Consider the following 15,179-nt stretch of genomic DNA (forward strand, 5'->3'; position numbering starts at 1 on the left):
AGTTCCACGGTATAGATCTCCCCACCCTCCCTGCAGCCGCAAGAAGGGAAAAGTGGCAGAATTTTACTCCGCCCGCAGCGAGACTATCCCGCCGCTACCGTGGCCTAATTTTGCACCGCCGTTCTCAATTGGGCCTTGATTGGGCACTTGGCAGCCAGAATGATCCGCCAGGGGCAGTGATTGTTTGTGGGGTAGCGTTTGCATCTAAGGGTTGTCGAATCATCAAGGACTCGTCCCTGAGGCGATTTTGCCCCATACGCCCCCGTAAGAACCAGACGTCGAGAAAAACAGAATCGTGATAGCCTTCGGGAAGAGCGTGGGTCTGATGCGATATGCCGAGATTGCGGCCGCCAGGCACAAGGGTGTGTCCCTCGTTGAGGGGAGCGCGGAGTTTGGCCTCATCAACGCGGCGATTTGGGAGTGTTGCCTTGAGGGGCGGCCCGTTCAACGCCAACCAACTACGCTGTGGGTGGGGAGCAGTCGATTGCTGCGGGCGCCAGCGCAACCCGGATCAACCGCCAAAGCAGACATTCGGCTAACGCTTCAGGTTCATGGGGGGATCACCGTGGGTTTCGGATGCGGCCACTGCTTAGCACGACGCGTGAGCCTGTTTCGGGAATGCCCCAGCGGTGGCTTTCGGTGCCCTTTCGCAAAGTTATCAAACGTTGTCCCCAACTTGTCCTTTGGCAAGTGAGCTCCAAAACGTCATAACACCGGCATTCTCAAGCCGAAAGGAAGCCGAGATGTCCAAAGCAAAAATCATGAGCCCTAAGGCCGCCGCTCGAATTCAGTCCGCAGGCGCGGCGAAGACAGGCGGTCAAACCGCCAAAGGAAGTTTCGCCGCACGTGCTCAAAGTGCGGCAGCGAAAGTCGCGAACAGCTCCAGCGTCAAAAAGTGAGCGGTTCGGGATGGTGGACACTCCACCATCCCGATATCGAGGTGCAACATGTACTACTCAAAAGATAAGATGTTGAACAAAGTTATTGCAGACGAGGTTTTTTCTGGGGCGCGTTTCGTCCATGGAAAGAAACACGCAAAGCTGCTTCTCGCTGACGGTGGCTTGTTGGTGTTCTCTCGCACACCAAGTGATCGAAGGGCTGTTCGCAATGTGATGGCAGAGTTAGCCAGGCTGCATCGGCGACAGGCCCAAGCATAATGGCGCACGATCTTACTCCTATCCCTCAACCTTCCGAGATCGTTGTGTTCTTGATCCGTGCGATGTCCCATGTTGACGATGCAAATGAGGCGGGTCTCAAGAAGGAGCTACAGCGCCTTCGACAAGGCAAACCGTTGTCCCCCGATGCGTCGAATGACCTTCTGAAAAAGCATCTTTGTGATTTTCATGACGCGAATGGCAATCAAGATTGGGGGGCAACCGACTTCCTGCCGATGCTTCAGGTATACACCCAGTTATGCCTCCACCTTGATTGCTCAGCGTTGCCCTCCGAGGTCGTGCGTGCGCTTTTCGACAGAGTGGCATTCGGCTGCTTCCAAGACCTTTTTCGAAACATCTTGCCCCCTACGGGGATTTCACCACGAGAGATACTCGGCAAGCCTGAAAAAGCTACACAGCTTTTGTGGCAGTCTCGCGTGAAAAACTTTGGGCTTACACCGCTCGCAGTCGAAATCGAGAGTAAACCCGGTTTGCGTAAAGGGGTTGAAAATTGGGTGGTGTCGATTGGCCGATGGTCTAAAGGCGATCACGACGTTCAGATCAACACGATCCTGGCGCTTATGAAACACTGGGATCGCGGGTTCGCTCGTGCGCTGATGGTAGGTAGGTTATACCAACGGTACTGCAATCTCAGGTTGGTTGATTGTCGGAAACACATTCCAGGGTATGAAATCGCCCTTGCTCTGGACGCGATTCAGTCGGTAATCGTTTCAACGATGAAGACGCCGGCCCTTCGAGAAAGCTGCGACCTCAGTGAAGCACAACTAAAATCCGTCAATGAGATTGCGCGACTTACGGACCCACGCCGCAAAAAGGCGAAAGGTGATATCTCTAAGATCGATGCGCTTTTCGAGAGCTTGGACAACTCTCTGCATGGACAACCTCGTCTGTCAGGCCTTGGCTTCTACAGGGGGCGCTATCTCGCCCAGTTGGGAAAACTCGAAGATGCCCTCGATGCTTTTGAATATGCTGCCTATTGGTTTCAATTTCGTAGCGCCGTTCAGCTGAAGAGCTGCCTTCATTACGTCCTGAACATTTCGCGGATGCTTGGGAAGCGACGGATTTATGCGAAGTGGGAAGGCTTCTGTGGTGGGCTTTGTTTGGAAGTAGATATTCCAGATGCGAAACTGGCTGTGGCAAGGGACTTTCCTAAGCCGTTTCCAGAAGCCGCCCCGGCTTTCAAATCGCATCCCGTCGAAGATTATCTCATTGATCTTTCAAGTTGGAAAAGCCGCGCAGTCGATCTTCGAAACCCAAACCGAACTATCAAAGGGTATGGTCCGACCCCTACGCCGCAACTTGCGCTTTTTGCTCACCTCGGACAAGTCGACAAGGTCCAGCAACTGCTTGCGGCTGGCGCTGACCCCGATATCCTTGATCAAAACGGGGGCTCAGCGCTTTTGAACGCACTTCAGGGTGGTGATGACGCCTGCTTTTGGGCACTGCTGCCCGTAACGTCCCTGGAGGTGATCAACGGAAGAACCAAGGGCGGGAAATCCACTCTTCTGGCGGCGGCCGCCCTCGGAAAAGTAGACCTTGTTCAAGGCCTTCTTGCGCAAGGGGCTGATACTGAAGTCAGGGGATCGAAACATCAAACGGCTCTTTTCGAAGCGATAGGACGGTTCGCAAATCCTAACACTTTTGCCCAAACGGCAATACAAACCGGAATAGCAGGTGCTGATTTCCCTGCATTCGTGCGCAAGACCACTTCGCCATTTCCGGCTGAAGAAGGCCGCGCACAGTCTCTTTCGAGCCACGCACCAAATGAATTAGCAATTCTGCCCGAACTGGCAAAACACCTGCTCAAAGGCGACAGCCCTCCAACGCGCCTAATTGTGAGGTTTCTGCTGGACTCTGGCGCGGATGTGAATGCGGTTGTTGGAGAGGATGAGCTGACGCCATTTTTATATGCGGCGGAAATTGGAAACCCGTGGCTGCTAAAGACATTGATGGACAATGGTGCCCAAATTCGTTCACTGGACGTGCGCGGCGGAACCGCCTTGTCACGCCTTCACTTCTTCGGTCATTCGCGACTGGCTTCTGACTTCCTTAGCTGGGTTTGCCCATCGGACCGGATCTGGTTGAGAGAGGCGAAGATGCTCGGTCGATAAAAGGCCGAAAATTTCATCACCGTCAGCGACAATGAGTTCAAATCACTTTGGATCATGCACGTGTGGCGAATGTCCGGTTTGGCAGGCCGCAATGCAACGGGCACTCGGCAGGATGAATGGCCGCAAAGGGCCGAAAACGATTATGGTCGGCGCACGAACAATCCTCTTACATCAACGCCACATCAACCCACGAATGCATGTTTCGCACCAAGTTTGCTGCCGAAAGACGGTGAATCCCGCCCGCTGCAAACATGGAAATCGCGCGAAATCAAACGGTTGGCCCGCAAGCCTTTGAAATCCCTAACCTACTGGAATCGCTCGCGTTTTGGCTCATAACCTGAAGGTCGTAGGTTCAAATCCTACCCCCGCAACCAAGATCACCCAATATATCAAAGGCTTGCCTGATGGTATCCTGATACCACAGGCATTTTTGCGTTTTACGTCAACACCACGTCAACAAATCACGAGTCCCCCTACGGCGCCGGGATCGGCCGAGGCGACGCGCCGAGCGGAGCGGCAGGGCGGCCGGAATTGATTATTTTTCAATTCCGGCCACAGCACTGCTTGTACTTGCGACCCGATCCGCATGAGCAGGGGTCGTTCCGTCCGGGGCGGGGTGCGGCCTTGTGCGGCTTGCCGGGATTATTGGCCGCAACCGTCCCAGCAAGTTCGGGGCGCGATTGGTGCAGGATCGTCGCCACACAGTTCGGGATCAAGTCGGGCGCCTCAATGTCGATTTCATCGATCTCCTCATCCGTGAACTTGCTGTTGCCGGTGTTGATGTCCTGCAGCGCCATCAGGAAGATTATCGTCGTCCTGGTTTCTTCATCGGCCCGGTCGAGAAGGTTCTCCCAGGCCTCTGGTCGCAGGCGCATCGCGCGGGTAAAGCCATCCACCCAAGGCTCCCAGAGGGTCTCGTCACTGTTCGGGTCCACGGCGTAAATCGGCTCGATCCAGAGCGACCGGGTCATCGCTTCGGCCACGGAATTGTAATGCGTCATGACGGCGCCGATCGTTTCTTCTGCCGCCTTGTGATCGGCGAACTGCGCCTCGCCGGTTTCGCCCCACACCTCGGGGAGCCATTTCGAGGGTGGGATCATCTCAGGGCACGCCAGAATGCCAGTCACATAGCCGTCGAGTTCGCTGAGCGTCATGGAAAAGTTGTCGACCGGCAGCGCGTGCAGCAGTTCGCTCAGGCGATCCAGCCGTTTCTCGTCGTTATTCATGCCCCGTCCTTTTGTCGCGTGCCGCGCTGATACTCAAATTGCGCCGAGGATTGAAGCCTGTGAGCGCGTGCGGTGCGATTGCTTTTCCAGGGTCTCTCATGCTAGCCATTCATCCAGTTTTGACCAGCGCTGACGTTCGGAGACGTTCTTCACCGCGATGGCTACCGCCTTCTTCTGCCCCACCAGCACGACGAGCTTCTTGCCGCGCGTGACGCCGGTGTAGATCAGGTTGCGCTGGAGCATTGCGTAGTGCTGGGTCATGACTGGGATGACTACCGCCGGGTATTCCGACCCCTGGCTCTTATGGATCGTGGCAGCATAGGCAGGAACCAGCGTGTCCAGCTCGCCGAAGAGGAAGGCCACGGTGCGCCCGTCGAAATCCACGGCGACCTCGCCCTCGTCGAGATCGACATCCTCGATCATGCCGATGTCGCCGTTATAGACGTCCTTGTCGTAGTCGTTTTCGATCTGCATGACCTTGTCGCCGGGAGCGAAGGTCCAGCCGAAGCGCTCCACGCGCTTATCGCCAGCGGGGTTCAGGGCGGCCTGCAACTCGATATTGAGCGAGCGCGCACCGACGCCGCCGCGGTTCATCGGGCAGAGAACCTGGATGTCCTTGATCGGATTGAAGCCAAAGCGCTGCGGGATGCGCTTGGCGACCATCTCGACGATGCGCGGCACAGCCTGCTCCGGGTCCGCGGCCGGCACGAAATAGAAATCCGCCTCCCCATCAGGCTTGCCGAGATCGGGCAGTCGCCCTGCATTGATGGCATGCGCCGTGGTAATGATCTTGCTCTGCGCCGCCTGCCGGAACACCTCGGTCAGACGCACCACCGGCACCGCCCGTGAGCCGATGATATCGGCCAGAACCTGGCCGGGGCCCACAGAAGGCAGCTGATCGATATCGCCCACGATGAGCAGGGCTGCAGTGCTGGGCACGGCCTTCAGGAGCGACTGCATCAGCAGCACATCGACCATCGAGCTCTCGTCAATGACCAGGAGGTCGCAGTCGAGCGGGCTTTCGTCGTTGCGCCTGAAGCCGAAGGCCTTCGGGTCGAATTCCAGGAGCCGATGGATGGTCTTGGCCTCCATGCCGGTGGCTTCGGTCATCCGCTTGGCCGCGCGCCCCGTCGGCGCACAGAGCAGAAGCTTCACGCCTTTGGCTGCCAGAATACGCAGGATCGAGTTCACGATCGTGGTCTTGCCCACCCCGGGGCCGCCGGTGATCACCATCAACTTCGAGCGCAGCGCCAGGCGGATCGCCTCAGCCTGGCTGGCGGCAAGGGTGAGCCCCGTCTTCTGCTCGATCCAGGGCAGCGCCTTGTCCGCATCGATCTCGGGCCAGGGCAGGGCGTCCGCGCGGATGCGCTTAACATGCTCGGAGATCCCGCGCTCGGCGAGATAGAGTCCAGTCAGGAAGATGCAGTCCGCGTCTCGGACGCGATCGGCGGTCACCGTCTCCTCGGCCAGTTCCTCTTGCAGCGCGCTGTCGATCAAGGGCGCGGGGACCTCGAGCAGCTTGCCCGCCAGACCGATCAGCTCGGCGCGCGGCAGTCCGCAATGGCCATCGCCCATCGCCTCGGTCAGTGCGAAGGAAATCCCCGCGCGCACGCGGATCATTGCGGTCTTCTCAATGCCGAGTTTCTCTGCAATCACGTCGGCAGTGCGGAACCCGATGCCGCGGATGTCCTTGGCCAGCCGGTAGGGGTTCTCGCTCATCACCTGTACGGCATCCGTGCCATAGGTCTTGAAGATGCGCACAGCGCGCGCCGTGCCCACCCCGTGCTGATGCAAAAACACCATGATCTCGCGGATCACCTTCTGATCCGCCCAGCCCGCCGTGATCTTCGCCGCGCGCATCGGCCCGATGCCCGTGACTTCGCGCAGCCGCTCGGGCGCGGCCTCGATGATGTCGAAGACGTCCTTGCCGAACGCCTTGACCAGCCGCTTGGCGTAGACCGGCCCGATGCCGCGGATCATGCCGGAACCGAGGTATTTCTCGATCCCGTCCAGCGTCGATGGGGCCGAGGTCTTCAGAAAATGCGCCTTGAACTGCAGCCCGTGCGTACGGTCGTTCAGCCAGATACCGGAGGCCGTGATCCATTCGCCCGCCGATATCATCGCGGCGTGGCCAACCGTGGTTACCAGGTCCCGGTGGCCGCGTGCTTTCACCCGCAGGACGCAAAATCCGTTCTCGGAATTGTGGAAGGTCACCCGTTCCACCAGGCCGGCCAGAACCTCCGTGGTGCTGTCGGCTTGGGGTTTCATGGTGTTCGCGCGCCGCGCCGCCAGTCCCACGGCATGACAAAGCTGCCCGACCGGATGCGCGTGCCGCCGATTTTCAGACTGTCCCCATCCGTCACGCTGGCCACCCCAGTGATCGTCTGCGCCGGAACCGGCAGCGGCAAAAGCAGCAGGGAGAGGATCAGGGTGAGTCGCAGCAAGAAATGGTCCGTCTTTGATTTTGGGGATGAGCGCCAGGCGCCGAGCTTCCTTCTGCCACGCAGACCGCTGTCGGTCGAGACGCAAAGGTTAACGCGCGCGCGCTCATCCGAGGCTTCGGTGGCTTCAACGAACTATGGTTGCTGACGATCCAGTTGCCCCAAGTTATGGTGCACCATGACTTTTGCCTTCTATGACCTCGAAACCACCGGCATCTCGCCCGCCTTCGATCAGCCCCTGCAATTCGCGGCCATTCTGACGGATGGCGAATTCCGGGAGATTGAGCGGGTCAATTTGCGCTGCCGCATCGCGCCGCACATCATTCCCTCGCCATGGGCGCTGGCGGTCACCGGTGTGCGCCCAGCGCAGCTCCTGGATCCGGAACTGCCCTCGCTCTTCGAGTTCACCAAAGCTATCGCGGCCCTGATCGCGCGCTGGTCACCTGCCACCTGGACCGGGTTCAACAGCATCCATTTCGACGAAGAGATGCTGCGCCAGGCGTTCTACCAAAACCTGCAGCCCGATGTGTTCGCCACCCAGTTCAACGGAAACACCCGGGTTGACATCCTGACGGCGCTCTATGCGGTCTGGTATCGTCAGCCTGATCTCTTCGAATGGCCCGTGGATGAAACCGGCCGCGTGCGCTTCAAGCTGGATCGCATTGCGCCGATGAATGGCTTCGCGGCGCATAATGCCCATGACGCGCTCGGTGACGTAGAGGCGACGATCCACATTGCGCGCCAGATTGCCCAGCGCGCCCCAGAGCTCTGGGCAGAGCTCCTGTCCAATCGCGACAAGGGATCGGTGCAGGCGCGCCTCGCGAGCTTCCGGCCCATGGCCCTCGTTGAGCGCTTCGCGGGCGGCCCGCCCCGCGCGACGATCGGCTGCTTCTGCGGCACCTCGGCCAGCAACCCGAACCAGGCCGCCTTCTTCGATCTCGACGCTGCGGATCCGGCAGAGCTTCTGGCTGCCGATGATGCCACTGTTTTCGCAGCGGTGGACGCATCACCCAAGGTTATCCGCTCCTTGAGCATCAAAAAGTCACCCGCGCTTCTCTCTGTGCCCGCGCCCAGCGCCGAACACCTCGAGCGGGCCGCGGTCATCGCGCAGGCTCCGGAGTTCAGGGCGCGCGTTGCACAGGCAATGGCCGCGCGCTTCTCCGAGGATCCAGCCGCGCCGACGCCACCTGTAGAGAAGCAGATCTTCGGGGGCTTCTATAGCCACGCCGACAAGGCGCTGCTGGCAGAGTTCCAGCGTGCGGACTGGCGGCGACGTCAGGAGATAGTTGCCAACCTCAGTGACGCCCGGCTGCGCCAGCTTGGGCGGCGGCTGGTGGCGTTTCATGCGCCCGAGCTGCTCTCAATGGAAGAGCGCGCGCAGTACCAAGCCTGGCTGGAAGGCCGCTGGTCGGCCGCAGACGCCCCTGAGATAGAGTGGACAGGTAAACACCGCGCCCGAGCGGCACTGGCAGAAATGCGGGGCAATGGGGAAGTCGATCAGGGGCTGGTCGACGAGATCGAGGCCTACTTGCTGCAATTGTGAAACGTCGAATGGCCGGCATCAGCTAGAGAGTTTTGTACTTTTTCTCGGCATATTTCGACTATGCGACAAATTCATGCTGACGACCCGAGACAATTCTTCCGATGCTTCCTCGTCGGCAGTGCCGTTTCTGTTTGATCATCAAGCCGCTCGCCGCTAGGGTAAGCACAGAAAGTGGGTGAGCACAGTTCGCATGCCCATGGGGTAGTCGGAGAGAGCGGCGTGGGGGAAGAAAGAGCTGAACTGCGCTGGGGCATAGAGCAGCGCCTAGAGTTCATCGAGTTCCGCCTGTTCTGGGAGGGACATGTGAACCGAAGCGATCTGATGGACCAGTTCGGGGTTTCGGTAAACCAGGCGTCCACCGACCTGAATCGGTACATCGGTTTCGCACCTGACAACATGGTCTACGACAAAAGCGCGCGGACCTATGTCCGCGGCTCAGGCTTCAAGCCGCAGTTCCTTGAGCCGGACGCGAGCCGTTACCTCTCTCAACTTCGCTCCGTCGCAGACGGGATCCTCGATCGCGAGGACTGCTGGATCGCTGATCTCCCGCCATACGCGTCAGCCCCAACGCCAGTGCGCGGTGTAAACCCCGCAACGCTGCGTTCAGTCGTCGGCGCCATCCGCCGGTCTGAGGCACTCGAGGTAAAGTACCAGTCCCTGTCTAGCCCGGAACCGCGATGGCGCTGGATTGCGCCCCATGCCATCGCGTTCGATGGGTTTAGATGGCACACACGGGCATTCTGCCAGACCGGTGACTGTTTCAAGGACTTCCTGCTCTCCCGGATCATTGGCATTCGTGGCTCTCGCGAGAGCGAAATCGCGGCAGTCGACGACAGCGACTGGCATTCGGAAGTCACGCTCGAGGTCGGCCCCCACCCCGATCTCTCCGATACCCAGGCCAAGGTCATCGCGCTCGACTACGGCATGCGGGGCGGCAAGACGAAGATCAAGGTTCGGCGGGCACTGCTCTCCTACGCGCTCCGTCGCCTTGGGTTGGACACCGACCCGGCCGCTAGAAGACCGCAGGACCAACAGATTGTGCTGCTGAACGCCGCAGATCTCGATGCACGAGCGGCGGCCTTCATCGGCGCTTCGGGGAGTAGGGCTGGCGGATGATCGAAAGGCTTGAGAAGCTTGTCGACGACATCACCAGCTTGAACAGCAAGCTGGTGCTTCTGATCGGTCCGCCTCGGTCCGGCAAGACTGCTTTGCTTGTGCAGTTATCTCAGCACAGGAATGTCCCTGTCTTGAATGTGGGGGCGGCGCTTGGACAACAGCTTCTCATGGTGCCCAGCACGCGCCGTCACCTTCATGCCGTGGACCTGATGAAGGACCTGACCGACGAGACAGCGCGCGAAGGACTGCTATTGTTAGACAACATTGAACTGCTTTTCGACCGTACTCTGCTGCTAAATCCGCTCGACTTTCTGAAGCGACACGCCCACGCGCGCCGCGTCATTTGCGTGTGGCCGGGTGAGGTTCGAGACGGTCGGCTTTCCTATGGCAGGGCAGGCCATCCAGAATATCAGGACTATGGCATCAATGGCCTAGTCCCATTCGAAATAAGTGACGGGGGAAAGCGTGATGTCGATGCGCTATAGTGATCTCATTCAGTTCGAGCCAATCGAATCAGTTATCCAGCTTTTGGACGCCAATCGTCCAAATGAAGCGAAGAAACTGGTTTCGACCTACGTCATCTCCGATGACATGGCCGAGCGGATCGCGAGCCTCATGATCCCTCAGCTATCTTTCGACGGGGCGGTCGACCATACCGGTGTTCTCGTCGTTGGCAACTACGGGACCGGTAAGTCGCACTTGATGTCGGTGCTCTCGTTGGTCGCCGAGGACGCCGCTTACGCTCAGCTGATTCAGCACCCCAAAGTCGCCAAGGCCGCAGAAACCATTGCCGGCAAATTCAAGGTCCATCGGATCGAGATCTCGAGCCAGATGTCTCTTCGGGATATCATCACACAGCAGCTCGAGCTGTTCCTCGAAAAGAACGGTGTCAGCTACACCTTCCCGCCCGCCGACAGGGTCACAAACAACAAAGCAGCTTTCGAGGAAATGATGGCGGCGTTTGCCGAGGTTCATCCGAACCAAGGCATTCTTCTCGTTGTGGACGAGTTCCTCGACTACCTCCGCTCCCGCCGTGATCACGATCTGGTGCTCGACCTGTCCTTCCTGCGCGAGATTGGCGAAGTAACCAAACACCTGCGCTTCCGGTTCGTGGCCGGCGTTCAGGAAGCGATTTTCGACAGCAGCCGCTTTCAGCATGTCGCGGACAGTCTGCGCCGCGTGAAGGACCGCTTCACTCAGGTCCTCCTGGCGCGTCAGGACGTGAGCTTCGTGGTAGCGGAACGCCTGCTGAAAAAGTCATCCGATCAACAGAACAAGATCCGGGCGTACCTCACGCCTTTCGCCAAGTTTTACGGCTCCATGAACGAGCGCATGGACGAGTATGTCCGGCTGTTCCCCGTCCATCCCGATTACATCGGCACGTTCGAGCGGCTGGTGTTCACAGAGAAACGCGGCGCGCTCGTTACGCTCCGCGACCAGATCCAGGCGATCCTCGACGACGAGGTGCCGGAGGATCGGCCGGGCCTTATCGGCTACGACAAGTTCTGGGATACGGTGAAGTCGAACCAGGTCCTGCGGGCCGACCCGAACATCGGTCCGGTGCTCAAAGTTTCCGAGGTGCTGACGGAGCGCGTAACCAAGGCGTTCACCCGCCCTGCCTACAGGCCCATGGCGCTGCGGATCATCAAGGGGCTTTCGGTCCACCGCCTGACAACCGGCGGTGACATCTATGTGCCTGTGGGTCCGACCGCGGAGGAACTCCGCGACGCGCTTTGTTTGTATCAGCCAGGTATCGAGGACATGGGCGGCGATCCTGAGGCTGACCTTCTATCTCAGGTTCAGACCGTGCTCCGAGAGACGCTGAAGACCGTCAACGGCCAGTTCATTTCCAAGGCGCCCGATACCGAGCAGTACTATCTCGACCTTAAGAAAGACGTCGATTACGACGCGCAGATCGAGAAGCGCGCTGAAACCCTTTCTGACGACGCGCTTGATCGCGCCTACTACAGCGCGATCCGCCAACTCATGGAACGCACCGACGAAGCCAGCTATGTAACGGGCCACCAGATCTGGCAGTACCAGGTCGAGTGGCAAGAGCGCAGGGCCGAGCGAGACGGCTACCTTTTCTTCGGCGCTCCGAACGACCGGCCGACCGCCCAGCCCGAGCGGGACTTCTATATTTACTTCATCCAGCCCTTCGAGCCGCCGCGCTTCCGCGATGATCAAAAGCCTGACGAGGTGTTTTTCCGTCTAAAGGGCATCGACGACGCGGTCCGTCGCCACCTCTCCTTCTACGCCGCGGCGCAAGATCTGGCGTCGACAGCCAGTGGTGGCGCGAAGTCGATCTACCTCGACAAGGCCAAAGACGCTCTGCGCGACATGAGCAAGTGGCTGCAGGAAAAGCAGATGACAGCCTACGAGGTCACCTATCAGGGCAAGGCCAAAACCCTGCAGGAGTGGTCCAAGGGCGTCTCGCTTCGCGACAAGGCCCGTCTCGGCCCCCAGGAGCGCATCAACTTCCGGGATGTGGTGAACATCATCTCTGGCCTGGCGCTCAAGAACCAGTTCGCCGACGTGGCGCCCGATTATCCCACCTTCTCGGCGCTGGTAACGGAATCGAACCGAAAGCAGCTCGTCGGGAACGCGCTCCGCGCGCTCGCTGGCGGAAACCGCACCAAGGATGCCATAGTCATTCTCGACGGTCTGGAGATGCTTGACGGCGATCGCATCGACCCGGCACGTTCGCGCTATGCCCAGGAGGTGCTGTCGCGGTTGAAGGGCAAGGGTCATGGCCAGGTGCTGAACCGCACAGAGCTGCTCAGCGGAGACAGTGACGTCGAGCACTTCGCCCCGCTAAAATTCCGCCTTGAGCCGGACCTGCTTGTCACCGTGCTGGGTGGGTTGGTCTATGCGGGTGACATCGTCCTCGCCATCACCGGCGACAAGATCGACTCTGGCAAGCTCACCCTGCTGGCCGAACGGTCGCTAGACGACCTGAAGCACTTCAAACACGTCGAAGCGCCGAAGGAAATCAACGTCGCGGTCCTTCGCTCGCTGTTTGAAATGCTCGATCTGCCGCCCGGGCTCGCCCAGCAGGCGACGCAAGGCTCGGATGAGCCGGTCAAGCGGCTCCAGGAGGAAGTCAGCAAGATTACGCGGCGGGTGCTGAGCGCCACGACAGACATGCAGAGCCGGCTGAGCTTCTGGGGCCAGCCGCTTCTGCGCGAGGAGGAGATCGCCGACTGGCGCACCAAGCTCGACGCGCTGAAGAGCTTCTCCGAGAGCCTTGCGCCCTACAACACCGTCGGCAAGTTGAAGAACCTACGCATCGGATCCGACGACATCGCGGCCCAGAAGAAGAACCTCGATGTCTTGGGCGCGGTCGAGCGGATGCTGGAGCTGGTCGGTGAGCTCGGAAGCACGGCGAGCTATCTTTCGCTGGCCGAAACCGTGCTTTCGCCCAACCACGACTGGGTGAAGAAGGCGCAGGACACGCGAAAACAGGTCCTCGACAAGCTGGCTGCGGACCGAACCGCGCAGCACGCAGCCGAGTACCGGCAGACGCTCCGCCAGCTAAAGAAGGACTACATCGCCGCCTACACGGCGCAGCACAGCAAGGCCCGGCTGGGCGTGGCGGAAGACAAGACGAAGGCCGCCCTGCAGAAGGATCCGCGGCTCGTCTCGATGCGTGCTTTGGCAGGCATCTCCCTGTTGGCGACGAGCCAGCTCACGAACTTCGAGGAGAAGCTGAACAAGCTGAAAAGCTGCGCGGCCCTCGTCGACTCCGAGCTGGCGGCGAGCCCGGTATGCCCGCACTGCAACTTCCGGCCGGCCAATGAACAGGGCGACATGCTGCCCGCCGGCAACGTGCTGAAGCAGCTCGATGACGAGCTCGACCGACTACTCGAAAGCTGGGTTCAGACGCTGGTCGACAACCTCGAAGACCCGATCATTCAGTCCAACTTCGAGCTGCTGAAACCCTCGTCCCGCAAGATCGTGAGCGGCTTTGCAGAAACTGGAACGCTGCCCGACATGGTCACGCCCGAGTTCACCGCAGCCGTCCAGGAAGCGCTCTCGGGACTGGAGCGGATCACGGTGACCGGCGAGGACATCAAGCAGGCGCTGCTCCAGGGCGGGTCCCCGGCCACGCCCGAGGATCTGCACAAGCGCTTCGAGGGATTCCTGAACGACCGCTGCAAGGGCAAGGACACCACCAAGCTGCGCTTCGTGGTGGAATGATCATGAGCGTGAGCGTTGGCCATTCTGACATCGATAGTCTTGTACTTGCGGTCAGAGACCGAGAGGCGCGTCGTCTCATCGGTGAAGCAATAACGGCCTACCGTGGCGGCGCATTGCGCTCGGCCATCATGTCGATCTGGATCGCAGTTGCCTACGACATCATCGCAAAGGCGCGCGAGCTGGCCGGCCAAGGTGAAGCCGCCCCTCGAGCCTTGGTAACGGACCTAGATGCCGCTATCGCGGCGAAGGATAAGCGGAAGCTTCAGGCGATCGAAAGCGAGCTGCTCGAAAAGGCCAACAGCGATCTGCAACTTCTGGCACCGCATGAATATGCAGCGCTCGCAAGGCTACAGGAGGACCGACACCTCTGTGCACATCCTGCATTCGTCGTTGAAGACGAGCTATTTCAGCCATCGCCTGAACTCGTTAGGGCGCACATTGTTCACGTCCTACAGCACCTTCTCATTCACGCCCCACTGCAGGGCAAGAGTGCCATAGCTCGGTTCGACGCGGATCTTCTCGGCCCAGCCTTCCCTGCGACTGCCGAAGACATCGGTACGTTCCTACGTGCCCGGTATCTCGATCGAGCGAAAGACGTGCTGGTCGTCAATCTCATCAAAGCGATCATCGCCGCGCCTTTCGGCGCTGAACGACCGAAGTATGCCGCAAAAGTCAGAACGCTTGCCGTTGTACTTCGCGAAATCTCTAAATCGAAAACGGCAATTTATGACGACATGATGCCAACGTTTGTCGCCGCAAAAGTTGGGCAGATACCAGACGAGGTTCTGCTTAGCATCTGTCCATTCCTCGAAAGCGATCCTCGAGTCTGGGAATGGATGGCAGAGCCAGATCGCATGCGTACTCAGCGACTTCTTGAAATAGCCGATGTGGAAGCTCTGAAGACGCATGCAGCGTTCGACGGATTCGCCATTGCGCCGCTGTCGGAGATTCTCCTCGACCGCTTCAATGGCTTCGATTCGACCGCCAAGATCAGCATTATTTCGGAACATGCTCGCAGAGAGCTCGTGCCTGCTGGCATCGAACTTTATGGACGGGCCGGTAGTTTTCGAGATGCGGAACAACTCGGACAGTCGGTGGTTCTTCCGCTTGCGCCCTACTTTACTGCCGACCACTTGCATGCCATATTGGCGGCTGTCGCTGACAATGGGCAAATCTGGGATGCTGCCGGTACGCCGGAAATCCTGGAGCAAGCGTTCGAGCTGACAAAGCCAATTCTCGGACAAACACGAGACTACTGGCAAGCATTCGTGGATCGACAGATTGCACGAGTGGGAGGCGATCGTTCCGCACATTACGCATATCCTGGCCTGCAACAAAAACTGGCCGAGAACCCATAAGGCGATGAA

10 protein-coding genes are annotated in these 15,179 nt (G+C 59.3%); 7 read left to right on the top strand and 3 right to left on the bottom strand.

Annotated elements, in window-relative coordinates; all coding sequences use genetic code 11:
* The first annotated feature begins 743 nt into the window (after positions 1-743).
* Positions 744-899, top strand: coding sequence for a hypothetical protein (locus tag KAK09_RS15795; RefSeq protein WP_210879904.1), 156 nt, complete (start codon positions 744-746; stop codon positions 897-899).
* Between the two features lie 257 nt (positions 900-1,156).
* Positions 1,157-3,286 carry an ankyrin repeat domain-containing protein gene (locus KAK09_RS15800; RefSeq protein ID WP_210879905.1) on the top strand — a complete coding sequence of 710 codons (2,130 nt, stop codon included), beginning with the start codon at positions 1,157-1,159 and terminating at the stop codon, positions 3,284-3,286.
* A 542-nt stretch (positions 3,287-3,828) separates the two neighbouring features.
* Here the strand turns inward: KAK09_RS15800 and KAK09_RS15805 are convergent.
* From KAK09_RS15805 to KAK09_RS15815, 3 genes are all read right to left on the bottom strand, one after another.
* Positions 3,829-4,512: a UPF0149 family protein gene (locus KAK09_RS15805; protein WP_210879906.1), complete on the bottom strand. Its 684-nt coding sequence runs from the start codon at positions 4,510-4,512 to the stop codon at positions 3,829-3,831.
* 96 nt (positions 4,513-4,608) lie between these two features.
* On the bottom strand, positions 4,609-6,780 hold the full coding sequence (recD2, locus tag KAK09_RS15810) for an SF1B family DNA helicase RecD2 (protein WP_210879907.1): 2,172 nt from the start codon (positions 6,778-6,780) through the stop codon (positions 4,609-4,611).
* A complete protein-coding gene (locus KAK09_RS15815) occupies positions 6,777-6,956 on the bottom strand; it encodes a hypothetical protein (RefSeq protein ID WP_210879908.1) in 180 nt (59 codons plus the stop codon). The genes recD2 and KAK09_RS15815 overlap by 4 nt, the downstream gene beginning before the upstream one ends.
* Positions 6,957-7,131: 175 nt before the next feature.
* Here KAK09_RS15815 and KAK09_RS15820 point away from each other — a divergent pair, with 175 nt between their 5' ends.
* The 5 genes from KAK09_RS15820 to KAK09_RS15840 all read left to right on the top strand — a co-directional run bounded on the left by KAK09_RS15820 (position 7,132) and on the right by KAK09_RS15840 (position 15,170).
* On the top strand, positions 7,132-8,496 hold the full coding sequence (locus KAK09_RS15820) for an exonuclease domain-containing protein (protein WP_210879909.1): 1,365 nt from the start codon (positions 7,132-7,134) through the stop codon (positions 8,494-8,496).
* Between the two features lie 219 nt (positions 8,497-8,715).
* Positions 8,716-9,612 (top strand): BrxR family helix-turn-helix transcriptional regulator, encoded by an 897-nt coding sequence (locus KAK09_RS15825; protein WP_210879910.1) that lies wholly within the window; start codon positions 8,716-8,718, stop codon positions 9,610-9,612.
* Entirely contained in the window at positions 9,609-10,097 is a 489-nt protein-coding gene (gene brxF, locus KAK09_RS15830; RefSeq protein WP_210879911.1) for a BREX-3 system P-loop-containing protein BrxF, read from the top strand. The genes KAK09_RS15825 and brxF overlap by 4 nt, the downstream gene beginning before the upstream one ends.
* Entirely contained in the window at positions 10,081-13,812 is a 3,732-nt protein-coding gene (locus tag KAK09_RS15835; protein ID WP_210879912.1) for a DUF6079 family protein, read from the top strand. Before brxF ends, KAK09_RS15835 begins: the two co-directional genes overlap by 17 nt.
* A 2-nt stretch (positions 13,813-13,814) precedes the next feature.
* On the top strand, positions 13,815-15,170 hold the full coding sequence (locus KAK09_RS15840) for a hypothetical protein (RefSeq protein WP_210879913.1): 1,356 nt from the start codon (positions 13,815-13,817) through the stop codon (positions 15,168-15,170).
* Positions 15,171-15,179: the final 9 nt, after the last annotated feature.

This window comes from Roseovarius autotrophicus (assembly GCF_018069895.1).
Classification (GTDB): domain Bacteria; phylum Pseudomonadota; class Alphaproteobacteria; order Rhodobacterales; family Rhodobacteraceae; genus Roseovarius; species Roseovarius autotrophicus.

Excerpts from the sequence above, each read along its gene's own strand:
- KAK09_RS15795 (WP_210879904.1), top strand. The coding sequence starts at position 744 with ATGTCCAAAGCAAAAATCATGAGCCCTAAGGCCGCCGCTCGAATTCAG.
- KAK09_RS15800 (WP_210879905.1), top strand. The coding sequence starts at position 1,157 with ATGGCGCACGATCTTACTCCTATCCCTCAACCTTCCGAGATCGTTGTG.
- KAK09_RS15805 (WP_210879906.1), bottom strand. The coding sequence starts at position 4,512 with ATGAATAACGACGAGAAACGGCTGGATCGCCTGAGCGAACTGCTGCAC.
- recD2 (WP_210879907.1), bottom strand. The coding sequence starts at position 6,780 with ATGAAACCCCAAGCCGACAGCACCACGGAGGTTCTGGCCGGCCTGGTG.
- KAK09_RS15820 (WP_210879909.1), top strand. The coding sequence starts at position 7,132 with ATGACTTTTGCCTTCTATGACCTCGAAACCACCGGCATCTCGCCCGCC.
- brxF (WP_210879911.1), top strand. The coding sequence starts at position 9,609 with ATGATCGAAAGGCTTGAGAAGCTTGTCGACGACATCACCAGCTTGAAC.
- KAK09_RS15835 (WP_210879912.1), top strand. The coding sequence starts at position 10,081 with ATGTCGATGCGCTATAGTGATCTCATTCAGTTCGAGCCAATCGAATCA.
- KAK09_RS15840 (WP_210879913.1), top strand. The coding sequence starts at position 13,815 with ATGAGCGTGAGCGTTGGCCATTCTGACATCGATAGTCTTGTACTTGCG.